Source organism: Devosia ginsengisoli (genome assembly GCF_024707105.1).
In the GTDB taxonomy this organism is placed as follows: domain Bacteria; phylum Pseudomonadota; class Alphaproteobacteria; order Rhizobiales; family Devosiaceae; genus Devosia; species Devosia ginsengisoli_A.
Map to the genome: position 1 here is coordinate 446,491 of NZ_JANQAJ010000009.1, position 18,899 is coordinate 465,389.

An 18,899-nucleotide genomic window follows, 5' to 3' on the forward strand; every position below is an offset into this window, starting at 1 on the left:
GCATTAGGTCCTTACTATGTCGAAATGATTGCGCCAGTGTCGACGCAGCCGCAAACCTTGTCTGTAAGTCTGCAGCTCGCCAGCAGTTGCCTGGCCAAGGTAGTTCGAAAACGGATCAACGCCGGCCGCGACAACAAGGCATAGGGTGGTAGATACCCGGGGATTGATTTCGAACGGGATTGCTCTGCCGTCTGGCGTCAACATGAGCTGAATATTATAGCAACCCACCGCGCGAACGGCCTCATGGATCGCCCTACAGGCGGATGTTACAGCCGGTTCGTTGTTGGTTATTGCCCGCAGCGTAATTCCGCGCTTGATATCGACCTTGACCGGCACAATTGCCCTCAGATCGCCGTTCGCATCGGCCGACATCTGGACAGTGTATTCCGTACCCTCGATCTTTTCCTGCACCATCATCGATCGCGCAGATAGTCCGAGCCTGGCTATCAGCTCTTCGGCTTCCTTGATCGAGTTCAGGACGCTTACATCGCGGGAGCCCCGGCCAGTACGCGGCTTGCAAATACTTGGGAAAGTCCAGTCCGACAGATCGTCCGTCAACAAGCGCGAAGCGGGCACAGTCACCCCTCTCTGGCGGAGGACCGCGACCATCTCGAGCTTGTCCAGCATTGACTCGATGTAGTCCAAACCAGGCAACATAATTCTAACAGGCAGAAATTCATCGCGGTTAGCTGCCAGCACGGGCAGTTCTTCATCCACACCAGGGACCAGGAGATCAATCGCCAGGGTTTTGCAGAGCCTTATCAAGCTCTCTACAAATCGTGGATCGTTCGCCAATGGAACTTCGTGCCGCTGGTTATCCGGAATCGAAGGATCAATGGCGAGGCGATCGGCGTCCGCAAAGTGAATCTCATACTTGGGGCTCAACAATGTCCAGAGCGCCTCGTTGCCTGCGCCGCCACCACCGGTCAGCAGAATTCTGGTCATACGGTCGCGCTCCGAATATGCGGAGTAACCACAAACGCCACTCCGCCGCAGATCGACCGAGCAGGTCTATCGGTGCACAGGTGAGGCATCTCGTCTGATTTTGCAAGTCCGACGACCCAAACCACAGTCATACCAAGATTGCCACCATTGAGCTGTTTTGCACGGCCGCGGATGGTGCTAACTGCCTCACCGTAGAGGCCCTATACCAGAAGGGACCATGTCCGAGGAACACCACGAATGTCTCAACCAACTGTCCTGATGCTGACCTACCCTCCCGCGTGGGCCGAACAGCTGCGACGCCAATTTGCGCCCAAGCATGTGGACATAGTTGTAAAGGCACGGCGACCGGCCGCAACCTTTCTTCCCGAACATGACCTATACCGGCCCGGGGAGGACGTTGCTCCCGATTTGCCCGACCTCGCGCACCGCGAAATCGAACTGTCCCTCCAGCGTTGCTACACCGGCAAGACCGAAAGTGTTCGAGCTATAGCACGCCAGGTCCTTGCCAACGCAGACCAGATGCTGGCCCGCTCAGCCTATCGTCGCATCATCTTCCGTACCGTGCCGCATATGCCGCACGAATTTGCACTTTACCACTGTGCCAGGGCTCGTGGCATCGAGACTCTTTTTTCGATGAGACCGGTTACTTCCAGCGAGCATTTATTTTCAGCGACATCCATAGCCGGCAACCAGGCTCCGCAACGACTATTCCCGGTCTGCCAGCATTCTCGTTCACCCCTGAACAACGCAAGATTGCCTCGCTGAATGACCTGCGCAAGAACTATCACGGCCTGAGAAAAGTCGGGCAGGGTCCGCTTCGCAATCTCTCGAAAATCGTCAGGGCCTATCTCTATGTCGTAAAGTCCAGCATTGTCGGCGACAATGTTGCGGGAAGCGCCGGGTTATCGCGCAACATCTCGAATAGCAACCTGATCGACAGACTGACGTTCTGGACGAAGACCATAGTCAAAACCGCCGCGCTGAGACATGTCTTGTTGCGGCTCGAGGCAAACGGTCCCGGCCTGTCTCCGATCAAGGACAGCATCGTCTTCCTGCTCAACTTCCAACCCGAACGCACTACTCTTCCCGATGCCTACCCCTATTACGACCTCATCGAGGGTGTGGAGGAATTGTCCAGCACCGGGCGGCCGGTTTTCGTCAAAGAGCATCCCATCCAACTGAACTTTCCAGGGGACGGAGCGCTGTTACGCGGCGCGACTTGGCGCAACAACGAGTTCTACGCCGCTTTGGAACGTCGGACCGAGGGGTTCCTGCCGCGTACGCGCGAAGTCGACGAGAACCTGGCGACGGACAACCTGATCGCTACCACGACCGGAACCGTCGCGGTCGAGATGTTCTTTCGCAAAATCCCGGTTCTCGTTCTCGCCAATAATTGGATATCCAGTCTTCCCAACGTGGTGAGAACGTCGACCCTGGATGCCGCCCGGGCACCGCTTACCTACGAACCATTTGCGACTTTTGAAGCGATTTTCGAGCGGACTGTAAAGGTCGTTCAATGGGCGGATCTATCGCAAGCCGATATTGCGGTATTGCACGCCGTGGTGAACGTGCGCATCTGAACCACGTCATGCCACCAGGGGTGTTCGTCAACGAGCACGGTCAGGCCCTTGGTGCCAATCGGCAGGCGGCATTATCGGCCGCCATTTTTGCTCTCGCCCGGGGAAGACTCGGCCAGGGTTGCCGCCTGCGGCCGCCACGACTTAAGAGAGAGCGCCGGCTTCTCTATCAGTCGCCAACTCAGCAACGCAAGGACGGCCGATCCGAGCGTCGCGATCAACGTAACCGCCCATTCGGTGGTGGCAACGTGATAGTAGATCAGCACACATTGCACCGGCCAGGCATAGAGATAGATGCCGTAGGACAGGTCCTCTCGTATCCTCGTGCTCAGCCAGAGGACCGGAGCCTTGAATGCGAACCAAAAGACAATGTACCCACCCAACAAAGCGAGAGCAGGGTCCGCCAGCCAAGGCACGAATAGCAAGCCAAACAGCGCAACCGCCGCGACAGCCGCCAGGGCGTGTGAATAGTCAATAGAACGGCGGAATAGGTAAAATGATGTGCCGGTGAGGAAATAACCGCATAGCCGTATGTTGTCGTCGAGTGCCCCGGTCAGCATCGAGATATACGGGACACCAATCCGAGGAACGAGACCGGTGGCCGTCAAAGCCAGAAACACCGCAGCGACGGCCGCTACGAACCGTGTGTTTCGAAGTAGTCCCAGATACCCAATAAGCCCTAAAAGTACATAGCATCTAAATTCATAGGCGATGGTCCACAACGGCGCGTTGAGGTCGCCAAAGCCGACCCCCTGGAAGGCACCTTCAGCCACCGGCCGTGAAAGAACAAGCGCACCAGCTAGCTGCCTGATGAACTCCACTGGTTCGGTGAAGGGGACGCCGGCCAAGGGGGCCACAACGACAACGGTGAATGCGGCGGCAACAAGAAACGCCGGATAAATTCGCAAAACCCGCTTCCAGAGATAGACACCAATTGTGGAGGAATTTTCGAAGCTCTGAGCAATGAGGTAGCCACTCACCAGAAAAAAGCCGTCCACCGCCATCTGGCCGAGGCGCAGAGTGCCCCAGAGCATCAGGCCAGGCTCGCTGGAGATATCGCCCGTCAACAAGAGCGGCGTGTGACTCGCTATCACTGCAAATGCGAGCAATAGCCGAACGAGCGCAAAGTTGTTCAGACGCTCGGTTTCCAAACCGGACCTCACACGCTAAGAGACAACCTCACTGCCACAGGGTGGCTCGTGGGGCAATACATGGCACACCAGTTCAATCAGTGTAGGCCGCAGCAGGCCGCACCTTAACGCGAATCTTATTAGTGATTTGCGAGGAAAATTCGCGAAGATGGGCTATAAGCCCAGGCAGCAAGGACTGCGAATGGGCAAATATTTTACCGCGATCCTGTTTTATCCTATCTTTGGATTGATCGGCCTGATCGTGGCCAGTTTCGGCGTGCGCAATAGCAACATTGCCACGACGGTAAGCGACACATCCATTCTCTATATGCTGTTCAGCTTCGCCGTCGCTTGCTGGGTTATCTATCTGCTGTCGCGGGCCGTCGGCACGGCCGAGCCCGAAGATCGCTCCCCGTCTCAGGTTTCGCCCATTCATCTCTACATGATCTTCGCGGCGCTGGTTGTGGTTACCTGCCTGCCGCTGATCGTCTACGGCGCGCCGATATTTACCGGCCTGAACCGATATGAATTCGCCAATCTGGAATTCGTCTCCGACCTGCGTCAACTCGATAATGCCATAAGCTGGGTCTTTGTCATCTCCCTGGCGGTTCGCATCAGCCCGCGCAACAGGACAATCCTGTGGTCCATCCTGATGGTCCTCGCATTTTGCTACGGCGACAAATTCTCCCCTCTGGCCCGTATCGCGTTCTTCGAACTGATTATCCGGCTGTATTGGCGTGAGTCGATACGGGAAAAAAGCGCGATATTCCTTGGGTTTCTTCTAGGCGTCTTCATGCTTGGCGGGGTGGTGATCTACTGGTGGACCGGCGCGTTGTCCGACGTGTTCGACGGGTTCATCCAAAGAGCCGGCAAGCAGGCCTCATGCACCATCGCCGTTTCGGAGATGCTGGGCTTCATGAGCGACAGGACATCCATCTTCTGGAACTTCTTCGAGGCACAATCGGAGGGCAAGAGCTTCTTCCACGAAGTATCCCGCGCGATCTCCCTGCGGTCCGATCAAAGCGTGCTGGGCGACAGTTTCCCTTGCGTCTACATGGCCATGAGTCCGGACGTCTTTACACTGGCGGGGATGCTTGTCGTCTCAACGGCAATCAAAGTACTGTTGCTGAAATTTGCCTTTGTTTTCCTGGACAAGGTAAATCTCGGCCTGGTTTCTGTTTTTGTTTTTTTCCTCTACATACGCTATCTTGACAGCATGATCGCCTCGGACAAGTTCCACCTGCTGATACATCCGGTGTTCCTTTTTTCCGCCTATTTCATGCTATTGATGATCATCGCAAAATGGCACCGGCAGCTCACCTATGATTAAGCCCAACATGCGCTGGCGCGACCGCCAGACGATCTTCAGAGACGTGATTTTGCCCGGCAACATGATGTCGGGAAAGCTCTTTGCCATTGGCAGCTGCTTCGCCGAGAACGTCGTTGGCGTGTTGAAGGCGCGCAATGTAGATGCACGGCTGACCAGGGCCGGCCTGTTCTACACCCCGGCCACTATCGCCGATTATCTGGAAACGCTGGCTCGCAATTCCAGCACGCTGGCGATATTCGGCTCAGGCAGCGCCGCCTATGCACCGGCCTTGGAATCGAAGCGCGAGGACAACCCGGAGACCCTTCAGGATTGGTTCGCCGGGCAAGTGCAAGCGGACCGCGCCTGGCTGGCGCAAGTGGATAATGTGGCCGTGACGCTCGGTCTGAACGAGCAGATCGTGATCGTCGATAACGGAACCGAGCATGTCTGCCGGCAACTGCCGCCGCTCGCCGTTCAGCGTGCCTTGGGAGACCAGCTCGAGTTGAGGGTCATGACGGTCTCCCAGATCAAGGACGCCCTGGCCCGCATTGCGGCCGCGATCCGGACCGTCAATCCCGCGGTCAATATCCTGTTCACGGTGTCGCCGGTTCCGCTGCATGCCACCTTCCAGAAGCGAGACATCCGCGTCGCCAATGCACGCTCGAAATATGCGCTTTACGCTGCGCTGCAGGAATTCCTGGACGAGCAACCCGGCTGCTACTATTTCCCCAGCTTCGAGCATGCCCAGACCCTCCAGCGTGAACCCGGCTTCTGGGAAGATGATGAGCGCCACGTCTCGGATAGCGGGGTCGGCAAGTTGATGGAGTTCCTCGCGGCCTATGCCGGGGAGCCGACAGACCTGAGAAATACGCAGGCGCCGCCAAGCACGCATGATCTCAAGCGCTCGACAAAGAAGGCCGTCAAGCGTGGTCTCAGGTTCCTTGGTCTGGTCGGCTCGCGTGGGTGACACCGACTGGCCGTCCGACGACGCTCCGCTCTATGCCGGTGCAGACCGGGATTATCACGCCAATACCGACCTGCTGCGCCGCCTGCGTGATGTCAGCCGGTCCATCGAGATGACGATCGATGGCATATCCATCCGCACCGGGTATTTTTTCTATCTCCATATGAAGCTCTACCGGCGAACATCTGCACAGGGCGGCCACGCCGGGAGTTCAGGAATTACCGCCCTCAGGCGCGAATTGCGTAACGCGCTCAAGCCGAAACCACTGCCTGCCGGACAGAGCGGCGATCTCCGGCTTGACCATCCGGTGGACCTGTACGAGAGCCCGGCCGGTATCTGGAACAAGAATATCGGCATCCAATGCCAATCTGTCGTGCTCGCAACTCCTGCAATGCCGGCTTTTGTCCCCGACGAAAGCGCCCAGATTTCACAGGCGATCAGCCTGGCGCCGTTGCTGCATCCCAGTTCGTACCGCTGGGGCGTCGCGATATACGACGCGCTGATGTCGGCGAACCTGCCCATTTCACGCCTGGGTTTCTGGCGTAATCATCTGACATATCTGTCGCGGCTGGCGGGATTTTCCGCCCGGTTCGGAAAACTGTTCGACGCCAACAGCTTCGAGACCGTCCACTTTTGCCGGTTTGCCGATGTCAACATGCAGGGAATGTTGTTGGCCGCGCGGCGGCGCGGGCTCAATGCCATCGAGTATCAACACGGTGTATTGTCCGGCGCGCACCCTGCTGTCGCGCTGCTGGACGCCACCATGCCAGGAACGGTTCCCGACAAGCTCGCCATCGCGGAATCCATCTACCAGGGGATCAACTACGGCAATGCCAAGGTCGAACTGATATCCGGTGACGCGACGGGAGGGACGATCGGCGAGACAGCCGGGGCGTCTCGCGGCATTCTCATAGCAATGCAGCCGCGGTTTGCCGACGACGCAACGGTTCTGGCCTTGCGTATGTCCGAGGACTTCCCGCATCTCGAGTTCACCTTGCGAAGTCATCCTCGTGCCGTCGTCCGTGCCGAGCGCCTGCCGGAGGTAATCGCGCGCAAAAACCTGTCCTACGAACGCGCAGAAGATATCGAAAGTTCGCTCTCCCTGCGGGACAGGGACGGTGTCATTACCGGATCGTCCACAATGGGATTGTCCGCCGCGGTCCGGGGCATCCCGTCTCTATTCGCACACCAGGAAGGTTATGATCAGGCGCGCGAACTGGTGACGGCGAATGCGCACCTGGTGTCCCACGCGCAAACCTATACGCAGATCAGGGACTGGCTGCGTACAATCCGCTCGCAATGAAACGGTCCAGATAGCTACCCACAAACAAGGACATCCCGTATTCCCGGATGTCCTGCTTACTGGGGAACGCCGCAGCACTGTCGTCCGGAAGCGACGGAAATGTGCGGAAATACGCCGCATCGATAGGCAGCGGCACGGAGGAATATACGACCAGTCCCATCACCAGGTAATCGGTCAGCTTGTTGGTCTCGTGATTATCAAAACCCATATTCCGCCGATATGGATAGAGCCCAATTCGGCACTGATGCGAAATGGCGATGGCTTCATCGTACGACACGCGGCCATGAATATGCACATGGTCGCTGCCGGCAAATCTGCCACGGACATCCTCCAGGAAATCGCCGTCCCCCAGAATGTGAAATACAATCTCATTCGCTGCACAGTATGACGCGGCCTGCTCAAAGACGTCATAGTCAAAAAAGCTGTTCAGCGAACCGAGAAACATCATATCCCCGCCATCATCGCGCGGAGCCATGTCGGCAACGCGATCCCGGTCCAGCAGGAAGGGGATCTTGATGATCGGCTTGTCGACCAGCCTCATGGCGAATTCGCGCAGGTTCTCGCTGGGCACCACGATATCGTCGGCAAGTCTGAGCAGGATAGCCAGCCACCAGGTGAATCCCGCCTTGACGGCCGGGCGCAGCTTCGCCGGAAAAAAGCCGCTCAAGGTCGAGGGCCAGTTGTCACGGAGGTCGATGCAGACCTTGCAGCCGTATCGCAGCTTCAATAAAAGTGCGACCATGATGATCAGCAGGCCGGGGCAAGCGACCACGATCTGGCTTGGGCGGGGGCCCGTCAGTCCTGCCAGCAGGAAACGGAAAGCGAAAACAACTCCGGAAACCAGGCGGAGAATACTATTGTTGCGCGGATATCCTGGCGCATGAAGGAGTTCAGCTTGGCTGAACTCGGCTGTAAGCTGATGGCGCGATGTTTGTGTCTTCGTCCAATGATCAAAGGAGCTCATGAACAATCGGCAGTCAACCCCCTCCCTGGTCAGGTCCAGAAACATCTTCTGGGTACGCCAGGGCTTGTTGCCTGAAGCCGTCATGTTCGCGATTGGCTCATGCTCTTTGATCAGCAATATCAAGATAGAACTCGGAAATAGATGAGAGTTACGGTTTACATACTAAACCACAATCAATGGCAGTATCTGGATAGCGCCATTGAGTCCGTGTTTAGCCAAACCTACAAGAACGTCGAGATTATTCTTGTCGACAACGGCTCCACGGACGTGGAGGCACAGCTGTCTCGATTCGCCGCACAGTATGCGTTTGACCGGATTTTGTCCCGAAAAGATACCAACCTCAAGCGGGCGGCCAATGAGGTTCTGGCGATTTGCGAAGGTGAGTACATCCTGCGCCTCGATGCCGACGATTTCCTCCATGAATCGGCAATCCAGGTCATGGTTGAAAAAGCCCGGTCGCAGGCGGCGGACTATGTGTCCACCGACTATTTTTTCGTCAATGATCGCGGAGAGACGACAAGCCAGTTCTACAAGAACAGCGTGATCGACTTTGCCAAGCGTCCCGATATTCCCATGCATGGCGCCTGCTGCCTGATCCGCTCGGATTTCCTGCGCGACAGCGGCGGTTACAATGTCGAAATTCTCATGCAGGACGGATACGATATCTGGCTGGCGCTCAGCGGCACTGGCAAGGGCGAACATATTAACCTGCCGCTCTTCAGCTACAGACGCCACGGCAAGAACCTGTCCAATGACAGTGATAAACTGATTGAAGCCCGGCGCTCGCTCCTCGCCAGCCACTGCCCTGCCATTCCCGCCTTCACCCTCAATTATTTCACGCGCGCTCCACTCTCCACCATCGTCGAGGGCATAGAGCCCCTGCTGGCCTTTGCATCGCGAAGCGCTGCCCGACCCAGCGAAGTGGTTATCTTCTGTGGAGGCGAACGGAATGCCATATCCTCGATCGACTTCCCCAGCGGCACGGCGACAGTCGTCGAACGAGCCGACCCGGAGGCACTCGAGAAAAACGCGGTAGCCCAGTGCCTGATGGACCATCACCGCAGAAGCGGCAGCGAAGTCGCGTATGCGGCGTGCATCTATGAGATGGCGCAATATAATGACGCGGTCGTATCAGGTGCGTTGCGCTCGGCTCTCACCTTCAACGCGGACATCGTACACTCCGTTCGGCGGGAGACGATGAACCTGTTTTTTCATGACGGACTGGGTTTGCGACCCCTGGCGGAAAACGCCACCTTCACCAATGAGCGTTCGATCATTTTCAAACGCTATCCGGTCTGTGACGTCTACAGCACCGAGTTCTTCTCCGTGTTTGGACGCAACCCCAAGATCGGGCACTTTCTGCTCAAATCCAGCGAAACTACCGCGGAGGTAAATCATGGTTGGAACGTTGCATAAGAAGCCGTTTGCCGGAACGAGCGAGACCATGATCATTCTCGAAATCGGCGGCAATCATGAGGGTGACTTCGCCTACGCGACCCGATTGGTCAAAATGGCCTGCGAGTCCAAGGCCGGCGTGATCAAACTGCAGATTTACAGTGCCGATGGCCTGGTAAATCCGAAATTTGACGAGAACCGGCATCGCCATTTCCAGAAATTCGAGCTGACAGCGGAGCAGTATCGGGAGCTTTTGCGGCAGATACGGGCATCGGGCAAACAGAGCTGCGCTTCGGTATGGAGCGAGAGCCTCTATCACGAGCTTGCCGACGAAATCGACATCCTCAAGGTGGGCTCGGGTGACCTGACCAATTTCCTGCTCACCGACGTCTTCGTGCGATCGGGAAAGCCGGTAATTTTCTCGACAGGCCTGGCCAGTCTCGACGAAGTAACCGCGGTCATCGACCGCTGCCGCACGATGCTGGGGCCGGATTGGGCCTCCAGCGTCGGATTGCTGCAGTGCACGACCTCCTATCCCTGCCCGCCCGAATTCATCAATCTCGGGGTCATACAGCAATATCAGAAACAGTTTGAATGCGCCGTCGGCTATTCCGACCACTATGAGGGCCAACTGGCGGCGGAAGTCGCCGCGGGCCTTGGGGCCCAGCTCTTCGAATTCCACTTCACCGACAGCCGGGAAGGCAAGGTTTTCCGCGATCACAAGATATCCTGGACCAATTCGGAAGTAGACGCTTTCGTCGATCGCATGGAACTGGCGCAGAAAATGATCGGCAGTGGCGAAAAGCAGTTGACCAGCTACGAAGCGCAACAGAACTATCAGCACGAATTCCGCAAGGGCTTGTATTACAAGGACGGACTGAGACAGGGACATGTCCTGACCCGCGACGACCTGGTCTCGCTTCGCCCGGCTGCGGAAAACGATCCGTCGCGATACGAGGACTTCATCGGCCGCACGCTTAATCAGGACATCGAGGCCCTCGATCCGGTTCGGCAACATGATTTCTGAAGGCCGGCCATGACAGTAACCTGCACCATCGAGGCTCGCCTCAACAGCTCCCGACTCCCTGGAAAATCCATGTACGCCCTCGGGGGCAGGCCGCTCATTTCCTATGCTGTAGAGGCGGCCCGTGCGAGCGGCGTAGTCGACAGAATAATATTGTGTACGACAGACCGCACGGCCGATGAGGTGCTTGTTCGCTACGGCAAAGCAGCTGGCATCGATGTGTTCCGTGGCTCCGAAAGCGACGTGGCCGGCCGCGTCGCGGCGGCGGTACGCGACGGATCGAGCACGAACATTTTCCTGACGGGCGACAACCCGTTCGTTACGCCGGACCTCATCGCCGAGGCGCTGCGCCAATTTGTGATCACCGAGGCCGACTATTTCTGTACGACCCACATGAAGTATTGCCAGTGGTGGGACGAACCGCCTGTGCTCCCCACCGGACTTTCGGTCCAGATCGCACAAACCGATTTCTTTCTGGAGGCAGAGGCGGCAACGGACGCGAACGACCCCATTCGCGAACACTCGACAATGGTCATGTACCGCAACAGGTTTCCTGGCAGAAAATATCAGGCCTTCCAATTGCCGGCCGACCTGGACACGCAATTCGACATGGACCGTCGTTACACCGTCGATACGCCTGCGGACTTCGCCGCCGCGGAACATCTGATCATGCGCCTGGACCAGGCCACGCTTCCCAACCTGCTGCGCGCCAGTGTCGAATAGACCCCCACCTCGAAACGGCATCCACGTGCTACGATCAATCAGCAAGCTGCTAAACAAAGTTCCGAGGAGCCTCAAAAGACTCATTCTCCTGGTCTTTGATTTCGTGGTTCTGTTGTTTTCCGCCTGGGCCGCCTATGCGCTGCGGCTGAACCGCATCTACACCCCAGACTTCTTGCATCTGCTGACGCTGCTGGCCGCCCCAGTGGTCGCCATCCCGATATTTGTGCGCCTCGGCCTGTATCGATCGGTCATACGATACCTGCCGGACCGCGCCCTGTGGACCACCGCCAAGGCCGCAGTCCTCGCAACGCTGTGCTGGATTTGCGTTCTGTTCGCGTTTGAACTGCTGCGGTTGAGCACGGTGCCGCGCTCGGTACCGCTGATTTATTGTGCGCTGGCCATTCTTTTTGTCGGCGGCAGCCGGTTTACGGCCAAATACCTGCTGTGGTCGCCGATGCGCCGTAAATATGCCGGGCAGGTCGCGATCTACGGTGCCGGTGCCGCCGGTGCACAATTGGCCACGGCCCTGCGTCGCGATGGAAGCCTTTACGTCGCCGGCTTCCTTGACGACGACAGGGCCATGCATGGCCGAGACGTCGCCGGAATCCGTGTCCATTCGCCAGCCCAGATTGGGCGACTTCTGCAAACAACCGGCGTCACCGAGGTGATCCTCTCCATGCCGTCGATCAGCGCACAGCGCCGACAGCAGATTGTCGCCGACCTGGCGCAGCATCAACTCAAGATCCGTGCGGTCCCGGCCATTTCGGACATCGCCTCGGGGCGCTATCTGATAAGCCAGATCCGCGAAATCGACATAGATGACATCCTCGGCAGGTCGGCGGTCCCTGCCGATCCCGAATTGCTGCAGCAAATTCTTGAGGAAAGGGTGATCCTGGTTTCCGGCGCGGGCGGCTCCATCGGCTCGGAACTATGTCGCCTCATTGCCAAATGGCGCCCCAGAAAACTGGTGCTGCTCGAAGCCAACGAGTTTGCTCTCTATCAGATCGAGCGCGCGCTGCGGTCAAACCTGCAGATCGTGCCGGTACTCGGCTCCGTTGGAGATCGGGCGCTGGTGCGGCGGACCTTGAAGGCACACGGCGTGCAGGTCGTTTTCCACGCTGCAGCGCACAAGCATGTCCCGCTGGTTGAAGCAAACGCGCTGGAGGGCATTCGCAACAACGTTTTTGGCACCAATGTCATCGCGACCGAGTCCTTCGACGCGGGCGTAGAGAATTTCGTCCTGATTTCGACCGATAAGGCCGTTCGTCCCCCTAACGTCATGGGAGCAACCAAGCGCTGGGCCGAACTTATCGTCGGCTATTACGCCAATCGGGCGCGCATTGAAGACACCCGGCAGAAATTCTGTACCGTACGGTTCGGCAATGTGCTGGGCTCAAATGGCTCTGTTGTCCCGCTCTTCAAGGAACAAATCGCCTCCGGCGGCCCGGTTACTGTCACCGACAATGAAATGACCCGCTATTTCATGTCCATCCATGAGGCGGCAGAACTCATTGTCCAGGCCGCGACCATGTCCGAAGGGGGCGACACCTTCCTGCTGGAAATGGGCGACCCCGTCCGCATCCGCGATCTGGCAGAGAACATGATACATCTGGCCGGCCTTACAATTCGCGACGCCAACAACCCCGATGGCGACATCGCTATTACAGTCACGGGACGGCGGTCCGGCGAAAAGACCCACGAAGAACTCTTCTATGATCCGGCAAGCGTTGAAAGAACCAGGCAGCCGATGATCCTGAAGGCTGCTCCGACAGTCTGGCCATTCGATAGCCTCGACCAGAAAATTATGCGGCTCGAGCGGGCGCTTCTCGACGAGGATGAGCCTGTTGCCCGGCGGATCCTGTTCGATCTCGTGAACGCCAAAAATTCCACGAATGCTGCGGTCGACGACAAGAGTATGACATGATTTTCCTCATGGTTCTCGTATCGGCCGCCATAAGTGCAGCAACGGCCCTGGCGCTTATTCGGCGGGCTGCGTCCCTGGGGCTGCTTCAGCAAGCCAATGAGCGTTCCTCCCATGTTGCGCCGACACCTACTGGCGGTGGCGTCGGCATTGCGCTCGGCACGGTCTTTGGCATTCTGCTCATTGGCGCTGCATCGGATTTCGACACGTTGACGATGGTTGTCCTGGCCGCCGCTATTGCGGTTCTCGGCCTTGCCGATGACCGCTGGTCTCTGCCGGCTACGCTGAGGCTGCTCGTGCAGTTGATACTGGTTAGTATCCTGGTCATCGCGCTCACCTCCCCTTGGCAGACGGGCAATGTCATGGGAGCAGTTCTGATGGCGGCGCTGCTGATCGTTGCGGGCGTCTGGTGGGTCAATCTCTACAATTTCATGGATGGGATAGACGGATTTGCCGGGGCGCAAGCGGTGTTCATGCTCGCCGCAGCATTGCTACTCGCGGCCCAGGCCGCAAACCAGCCATGGACACACGCCCTGGGCCTGCTTGCACTTTCGGCAATTGCGGCAACCTTGGCCTTCCTGGCCCTGAACTGGCCGCCTGCTAAAATCTTCATGGGCGACGTTGGCAGTACGTTTTTGGGCTTCCTGATCCTCGCCATAGCCATTGCCACGAGTAAGCTGGGATGGCTCAGCCTCTGGCAATGGTCAATTCTCGGCGTAGCCTTCGCAGCGGACGCCACGGTCACCCTGTTGCGTCGCTTCCGGGACGGCAAGAACGTCTTCCAGGCGCATCGAAGCCACACCTACCAGCGGGTCTCGCGGCTGCTCGGCGGACATCGTACAGTAACGCTGGGCCTGATTGCCGCCAATATTGTCCTGGTGCTACCAGCCGCCTGGCTTGCAGGACAGTGGCCGGATCATGCCTGGATAATAGCGGCCGGCACTTACATGCTGGCCGGCATCGCTGCATTGCGGTTGGGGGCCGGACGGCCCGACGCAGCCTAAGGCTAACGCTTGATCAGCGTCAGGATCAGGCAGCCATAGGGATCGGCACGCATCTCTTCGTCGCTGGGGTCGATCAACAGCGACCATGCGCTCGTGACAAACGCCTTTTCCAGCACGGTGAAGCCGGCCTTTTCTGCTTCCTGATACATTTCCACCGGATCGAGGTGCCGTCCGGCATTGAAGACGACTCCAGGCTCGTTCGACGTGGGCGAACTGACATAAAGCGGCACGCCGGGGCCCAGCACCCGTGCGAAATCACTGAACACCTTGAAGTGCCCAAGCGCGTCTATCGCGTCGCCATACTTGCCCAACCCGAGATGCTCGATCACGTGCAGGCACGAGACCGAGGTCGCGCCTGCAAACTGCTCGGGCGACATATTCTGCAGATCGATGAAACGGAGTTCGGTATTCTCGAAGGCAATCTTGGGCATGTTGATTTCGCCGAACACAAGATTGATGCGTGCCGCAATCAGGGCCAGGATAAATCCTTCGATACGCGACCCGATGTCGATATGAAGATGGTCCGGTTTTCCGCGTGATCCATCGATCACTTTCTGGGCCACATGAATATCCTGGAACCAATAATGCCGGTTCACGTGATTGACGCTGTAGTCCAGCGCCACCGGAAAGACGTCCTTGATCTTGATTGCAACACCGCGCGACCCGGCGTCGTTCTTGAGATCCTGAAACTGCCCCATGAATTTGGGCATGTAGCCAACGGTTCGACCCAGAACCAGCGGGTTCAGAAGACCTTTCTTGTTGGCGGTGAACGCCCAGTATGCAAGCGTCCTCAACCCCGGAGTCCGCTTAACGAATGAGCGAAAAGACATATATCACCGAACAAGGATGGAACCTGGTAGACATCTACCCCACCCTTTCCGCGACCTCAAGTTGGTCTGCAGGCACCTGCCGGGCCGGCCGCTCCACGAGCAGACCTGTAACGACGCAGATCGTGGAAAAGAACACCGTTACCGAGAGAATACCGAACATCGCATTGGTAAGGCCCATGACGAGATAGCCGACGGTCAGCGACGCGACGACGATTATCAGTCCCTTTGGCACAACTCGCCTATTCTGAAAAACCTCGGCCAGGGGGGCCAGCAGAAGCAGGAAATAGGCCAAGACGCCCAAGATACCGGCGCTTGCAGCAAAATTGGCTAAATCGCTATGCAGGTGCGGCGCGTCTTCAAAGGAACCGCCAACACTGCTTTCAGCAACCGCAACATAGGCAAAGGGGCCGTGTCCGACCACCGGGGACGAGACAAAGGCATCCAGCCCCCCTTTGTACATTTGCAGCCGCAGGTTCGTTGAATTGCCCGCCGGCAGTTCCGATTGCATCAGGTCCTTTACGTCATTCACAACCCTTTGGACGCCGGAAATCTGCCCCGCGCCCAGAGCCAGCGCAGCGATAATTGCCATTGCGGCCACGAGCGCCATAACGAAATGCCTTCGCGAGATGGCCCGCAGGACCACCGCGAGGACGAGAGCGGTGAATGCCATGGCGACAAACGCGACCACGGCCCCCCTTGTCCCCGACAACAACACGGCAGCAGCGGCGAAAACCGGCCCGGACAAGGCAATGATGCGCAATGCTCCTGTCGCGTAGACTGCCCCGATGGTTGCGAGCACGCCACAGGCCAGTGCAACATCGGCGAAATGGATCGGATTGGCGACGCTCGCTCCCGCGCGCATCGTGCCTGTTGCCGCGAACTCTCCCACCGCAACCGCTGCGGCACCGGCAACACCGCACAGGCTGAGTAGCGCCACCATGGCGGGCTCGGGTCCAGCATCGGCGCGCGCAAGAGAGATCAACGGCCAAACAGCGAGAAATGGCGCAAAATAAAGCACACTAAGGACACCGGCGACCCCACCCGCCGCGAAAGTATAGGCAACGAGAACCAGCGACAGCCCGCCAAACGGCATCCACACGATTGGCCTGTAGAAAGCCGCGAGACTGGGACGCATTAGGATTATGGCAACGGCTCCGGCGGCCAGATAGATGATATTACCGGCTTCCGGCGCGACAGGAGTCATGGCCAAGGCCGCGACAAGGGCGATCAGCAGGATGGCAGGGCGTAGGGTCATGGGATTCCACAAGATTGAGCCCCTTCTTGCCATGGCCATGTGAGACCAGCAACGGCGCTTGCCGGCACTTTCGTACTGTCTGACAACAATGCCGCAACCTGTCCCCGATCAGCCGATCGCTATGGAACAAAGGAAAACCCCAGCTAAGCGCCGGGCTTAACTGGGGTTTTTTGGTTGCGGGAGCAGGATTTGAACCTGCGACCTTCAGGTTATGAGCCTGACGAGCTACCGGGCTGCTCCATCCCGCGTCAAATAGTCGATAACAGTGCCGGTGGGCCGTCATCACTGCGACCGTGGTCGCGACGTGAGGCGTATATAGGGGCTCGGGGCCGATAGCTCAACCCCAAAAGCAGGCTGCATGACGCTTTTTTGACGATGCGATTTTTTGCCCCCGCCACCCCGTCCATTCAGCCGGCACCGGCCAGGGTGTTTCCAGCAGCAGGGACCATGGCCCTGCAGCTCGGAAAACACGACGGAACAAGGATTTAGAGCATTTCGGCGTTTCAACCAAACGACGAAATGCTTTAGGGTGGCCGCCCTTCCTTACCAGTTTCCGAGGTACACCTGATGAAATTGAAGCCGCTTGGCCGCACCGACCTGCTGGTGACCGAACTCTGCCTGGGCACCATGACCTGGGGCAGCCAGAACACCGAGGCGGAGGGCCATGCCCAGATCGATATGGCGCTGGAAGCGGGCCTCAATTTCATGGACACGGCCGAGATTTACGCCGTGCCGCGCAGCCCCGAGACCTCGGGCCGTACCGAGGAAATCATCGGCACCTGGTTCAGCAAGACCGGCAAGCGCGACAAATGGATTCTCGCCTCCAAGGTCGCCGGCGGCCCGGTGGATTTCATCCGCAATGGCAGCCGCACCAGTGGCAAGACCTTGCGCCAGGCCTTCGAGGCCAGCCTGCGGCGCCTGCGGACCGATTATCTCGATCTCTACCAGATCCACTGGGCCGGCCGCGGCAGCTACAATTTCGACGGCTCCTGGGATTACGCGCCCCACAAGCAGGACACGGCCGACGTGCTCGCCAATATCGAGGACATGCTGGAAACGCTGGGTGCGCTGGTCAAGGAGGGCAAGCTGCGCCATGTCGGCGTCTCCAACGAGACCACTTGGGGCATTGCCCAATGGCTGCGTATCGCCGAGTTAAAGGGCCTGCCGCGCCTCGTCTCCGTGCAGAACGAATATAACCTGCTGCGCCGCCAGTTCGAGCTCGACCTGGCCGAGCTCAGCCACCACGAAAATGTCGGCCTGCTCGCCTATTCACCGCTGGCCGGTGGCCTCATCACCGGCAAATATTTCGACGGAAACATGCCCAAGGGCAGCCGCGGCGATTACCAGAAGGGTTTCTGGCGGCTCAACGAACATTCCGAAGCCGCCGGCAAACACTATCTGGCCCTGGCCGCCCGCCACGGGCTCGATCCGGCCCAGATGGCCATCGCCTTCGCGTTGACCCGCGCCTTCATGACCTCGGTCATCATCGGCGCCACCAGCACCGAACAGCTGGCCAATGCCATCGGCGCCCGTGCCGTCACCCTGTCGCCGGACCTGCTGGCCGAGATCGAAGCCATCCACCGCCGCTACCCACGCCCCATCTGATGGGACGGGATACCCCCATTTTACTGCGTCATTCCCGCGAAAGCGGGAATCCATTCTTTGCTGAGGCAGTCCAGAGTGGATTCCCGCTTTCGCGGGAATGACGCGGCGGGTTATGGAAAGCGGATATGCATTCCGGTCAAGCCGGGATATCGCGGATTCAAGAGCGAGGGCTACCCTTGTCGACGACACTGATCTCCACCCTGTTTCCGCTGATCTGCTACTTCGCCTACAATATCGTCGTGCCGCTGGTGGAGCGGATGCGGCCCTCGCTATCGGCCATCATGAACATGCAGCGCCGCCGCTGGGTGGCCAATGCCGCCCTGCGCGAATCCCCGTTCGACGCCATCTTGTCGGGCAATATCATGGGCTCGGTGAGCTTCCTGGCCTCCACCGCCGTCCTGCTGATCCTGGCCGTTTTCGCGGTCTTCGGCCAGGTGCCGGCGCTGATGACCACGCTCAATTCGCTGTCGCTGGATCGGGTCTACACCACGCTGGATGTGCAATTGCATCTGGTCGTCATGCTGACCATGTTCGTGCTGGCCTTTTTCGCCTTCACGCTGTCGCTGCGCCAGTTCAACCATTTCTGCATCATGCTGGGCGCGCTCGATCATTCCAGCCCGATTTCAGAGCCCGAGATCGAGGCTATCACCGCCATGAACGCGCTGGGCGCCCGCAATTTCAACAGCGGTGTGCGCGCCTATTATTTCTCGGTGGCCACCGTGGCCTGGTTCGCCTCCGAATGGCTGCCGATTGTCGCCTGCCTCGTCACCATCCTGATCCTGGCGCATCGCGAATTCTTTTCCTCGGCCCACCGCACCGCGGCCTCGGCCGCCATCATCGCGGCCCGCCGCCAGCAGGAAAAGCGAGGCTAAGGAGACGCTCCTGCCTCAAAGACCTCATGGTGAGCTTGTCGAACCATGGGGGCGGGCGAGTGGAGAAGCTACCGTGCC

The 18,899-nt window shown here is 58.4% G+C and carries 17 protein-coding genes and 1 tRNA gene; 12 read left to right on the forward strand and 6 right to left on the reverse strand.

From position 1 onward, the window contains the following. Positions 1 to 3: 3 nt before the first annotated feature. Positions 4 to 945 (reverse strand): ATP-grasp domain-containing protein, encoded by a 942-nt coding sequence (locus NVV79_RS12105; RefSeq protein ID WP_303989681.1) that lies wholly within the window; start codon positions 943 to 945, stop codon positions 4 to 6. Between the two features lie 237 nt (positions 946 to 1,182). Here NVV79_RS12105 and NVV79_RS12110 point away from each other — a divergent pair, with 237 nt between their 5' ends. Together NVV79_RS12110 and NVV79_RS12115 are read left to right on the forward strand one after the other, a co-directional pair. Further along, on the forward strand, positions 1,183 to 1,710 hold the full coding sequence (locus NVV79_RS12110; protein WP_303989683.1) for a hypothetical protein: 528 nt from the start codon (positions 1,183 to 1,185) through the stop codon (positions 1,708 to 1,710). A gap of 227 nt (positions 1,711 to 1,937) precedes the next feature. Beyond that, positions 1,938 to 2,525: a hypothetical protein gene (locus NVV79_RS12115; RefSeq protein ID WP_303989685.1), complete on the forward strand. Its 588-nt coding sequence runs from the start codon at positions 1,938 to 1,940 to the stop codon at positions 2,523 to 2,525. A 71-nt stretch (positions 2,526 to 2,596) separates the two neighbouring features. Here NVV79_RS12115 and NVV79_RS12120 read toward each other — a convergent pair whose 3' ends face one another. After that, on the reverse strand, positions 2,597 to 3,673 hold the full coding sequence (locus NVV79_RS12120; protein ID WP_303989688.1) for an acyltransferase: 1,077 nt from the start codon (positions 3,671 to 3,673) through the stop codon (positions 2,597 to 2,599). A 148-nt stretch (positions 3,674 to 3,821) separates the two neighbouring features. Between NVV79_RS12120 and NVV79_RS12125 the strand changes: the two genes are divergently transcribed. Genes NVV79_RS12125 through NVV79_RS12135 form a run of 3 tightly spaced genes read left to right on the forward strand, consistent with a single transcriptional unit; the run spans position 3,822 to position 7,228 of the window. After that, positions 3,822 to 4,982 carry a hypothetical protein gene (locus tag NVV79_RS12125; RefSeq protein ID WP_303989691.1) on the forward strand — a complete coding sequence of 387 codons (1,161 nt, stop codon included), beginning with the start codon at positions 3,822 to 3,824 and terminating at the stop codon, positions 4,980 to 4,982. Continuing rightward, positions 4,975 to 5,928, forward strand: coding sequence for a GSCFA domain-containing protein (locus NVV79_RS12130; RefSeq protein WP_303989694.1), 954 nt, complete (start codon positions 4,975 to 4,977; stop codon positions 5,926 to 5,928). The genes NVV79_RS12125 and NVV79_RS12130 overlap by 8 nt, the downstream gene beginning before the upstream one ends. Further along, positions 5,921 to 7,228: a hypothetical protein gene (locus tag NVV79_RS12135; RefSeq protein ID WP_303989697.1), complete on the forward strand. Its 1,308-nt coding sequence runs from the start codon at positions 5,921 to 5,923 to the stop codon at positions 7,226 to 7,228. The genes NVV79_RS12130 and NVV79_RS12135 overlap by 8 nt, the downstream gene beginning before the upstream one ends. Here NVV79_RS12135 and NVV79_RS12140 read toward each other — a convergent pair. Continuing rightward, the gene (locus tag NVV79_RS12140) at positions 7,194 to 8,315 is read right to left on the reverse strand and encodes a hypothetical protein (protein ID WP_303989700.1); all 1,122 of its coding nucleotides are present in this window, start codon (positions 8,313 to 8,315) and stop codon (positions 7,194 to 7,196) included. The two genes, NVV79_RS12135 and NVV79_RS12140, sit on opposite strands and share 35 nt — an antisense overlap. Positions 8,316 to 8,333: 18 nt before the next feature. Between NVV79_RS12140 and NVV79_RS12145 the strand changes: the two genes are divergently transcribed. The 5 genes from NVV79_RS12145 to NVV79_RS12165 are packed head-to-tail and all read left to right on the forward strand — an operon-like array spanning position 8,334 to position 14,259. Beyond that, complete coding sequence (locus tag NVV79_RS12145) at positions 8,334 to 9,608, forward strand: glycosyltransferase (protein ID WP_303989703.1); 1,275 nt, start codon at positions 8,334 to 8,336, stop codon at positions 9,606 to 9,608. Then, complete coding sequence (locus NVV79_RS12150; RefSeq protein ID WP_303989706.1) at positions 9,589 to 10,614, forward strand: N-acetylneuraminate synthase family protein; 1,026 nt, start codon at positions 9,589 to 9,591, stop codon at positions 10,612 to 10,614. Before NVV79_RS12145 ends, NVV79_RS12150 begins: the two co-directional genes overlap by 20 nt. 9 nt (positions 10,615 to 10,623) lie before the next feature. Continuing rightward, positions 10,624 to 11,334 carry an NTP transferase domain-containing protein gene (locus NVV79_RS12155; protein WP_303989709.1) on the forward strand — a complete coding sequence of 237 codons (711 nt, stop codon included), beginning with the start codon at positions 10,624 to 10,626 and terminating at the stop codon, positions 11,332 to 11,334. A 25-nt stretch (positions 11,335 to 11,359) separates the two neighbouring features. Further along, on the forward strand, positions 11,360 to 13,258 hold the full coding sequence (locus NVV79_RS12160; protein WP_303989712.1) for a nucleoside-diphosphate sugar epimerase/dehydratase: 1,899 nt from the start codon (positions 11,360 to 11,362) through the stop codon (positions 13,256 to 13,258). Beyond that, positions 13,255 to 14,259: a glycosyltransferase family 4 protein gene (locus NVV79_RS12165; RefSeq protein WP_303989714.1), complete on the forward strand. Its 1,005-nt coding sequence runs from the start codon at positions 13,255 to 13,257 to the stop codon at positions 14,257 to 14,259. The genes NVV79_RS12160 and NVV79_RS12165 overlap by 4 nt, the downstream gene beginning before the upstream one ends. Before the next feature lie 2 nt (positions 14,260 to 14,261). Here the strand turns inward: NVV79_RS12165 and NVV79_RS12170 are convergent, their stop codons facing one another. The 3 genes from NVV79_RS12170 to NVV79_RS12180 all read right to left on the reverse strand — a co-directional run bounded on the left by NVV79_RS12170 (position 14,262) and on the right by NVV79_RS12180 (position 16,592). Then, entirely contained in the window at positions 14,262 to 15,053 is a 792-nt protein-coding gene (locus NVV79_RS12170) for a DUF268 domain-containing protein (protein ID WP_303989717.1), read from the reverse strand. A 70-nt stretch (positions 15,054 to 15,123) separates the two neighbouring features. Further along, positions 15,124 to 16,344 (reverse strand): O-antigen ligase, encoded by a 1,221-nt coding sequence (locus NVV79_RS12175; protein ID WP_303989720.1) that lies wholly within the window; start codon positions 16,342 to 16,344, stop codon positions 15,124 to 15,126. Between the two features lie 171 nt (positions 16,345 to 16,515). Further along, a tRNA-Met gene (locus NVV79_RS12180) sits at positions 16,516 to 16,592 on the reverse strand. A gap of 319 nt (positions 16,593 to 16,911) precedes the next feature. On the opposite strand from NVV79_RS12180, the gene NVV79_RS12185 reads away from it, so the two are divergent. Together NVV79_RS12185 and NVV79_RS12190 are read left to right on the forward strand one after the other, a co-directional pair. After that, entirely contained in the window at positions 16,912 to 17,949 is a 1,038-nt protein-coding gene (locus tag NVV79_RS12185; RefSeq protein ID WP_303989723.1) for an aldo/keto reductase, read from the forward strand. A gap of 176 nt (positions 17,950 to 18,125) precedes the next feature. Then, positions 18,126 to 18,821, forward strand: a complete 696-nt coding sequence (locus NVV79_RS12190) for a DUF599 domain-containing protein (protein WP_146290481.1) — start codon at positions 18,126 to 18,128, stop codon at positions 18,819 to 18,821. Positions 18,822 to 18,899: the final 78 nt, after the last annotated feature.

Excerpts from the sequence above, each read along its gene's own strand:
- NVV79_RS12105 (WP_303989681.1), bottom strand. The coding sequence starts at position 945 with ATGACCAGAATTCTGCTGACCGGTGGTGGCGGCGCAGGCAACGAGGCG.
- NVV79_RS12110 (WP_303989683.1), top strand. The coding sequence starts at position 1,183 with ATGTCTCAACCAACTGTCCTGATGCTGACCTACCCTCCCGCGTGGGCC.
- NVV79_RS12125 (WP_303989691.1), top strand. The coding sequence starts at position 3,822 with ATGGGCTATAAGCCCAGGCAGCAAGGACTGCGAATGGGCAAATATTTT.
- NVV79_RS12130 (WP_303989694.1), top strand. The coding sequence starts at position 4,975 with ATGATTAAGCCCAACATGCGCTGGCGCGACCGCCAGACGATCTTCAGA.
- NVV79_RS12145 (WP_303989703.1), top strand. The coding sequence starts at position 8,334 with ATGAGAGTTACGGTTTACATACTAAACCACAATCAATGGCAGTATCTG.
- NVV79_RS12150 (WP_303989706.1), top strand. The coding sequence starts at position 9,589 with ATGGTTGGAACGTTGCATAAGAAGCCGTTTGCCGGAACGAGCGAGACC.
- NVV79_RS12155 (WP_303989709.1), top strand. The coding sequence starts at position 10,624 with ATGACAGTAACCTGCACCATCGAGGCTCGCCTCAACAGCTCCCGACTC.
- NVV79_RS12165 (WP_303989714.1), top strand. The coding sequence starts at position 13,255 with ATGATTTTCCTCATGGTTCTCGTATCGGCCGCCATAAGTGCAGCAACG.
- NVV79_RS12175 (WP_303989720.1), bottom strand. The coding sequence starts at position 16,344 with ATGACCCTACGCCCTGCCATCCTGCTGATCGCCCTTGTCGCGGCCTTG.
- NVV79_RS12185 (WP_303989723.1), top strand. The coding sequence starts at position 16,912 with ATGAAATTGAAGCCGCTTGGCCGCACCGACCTGCTGGTGACCGAACTC.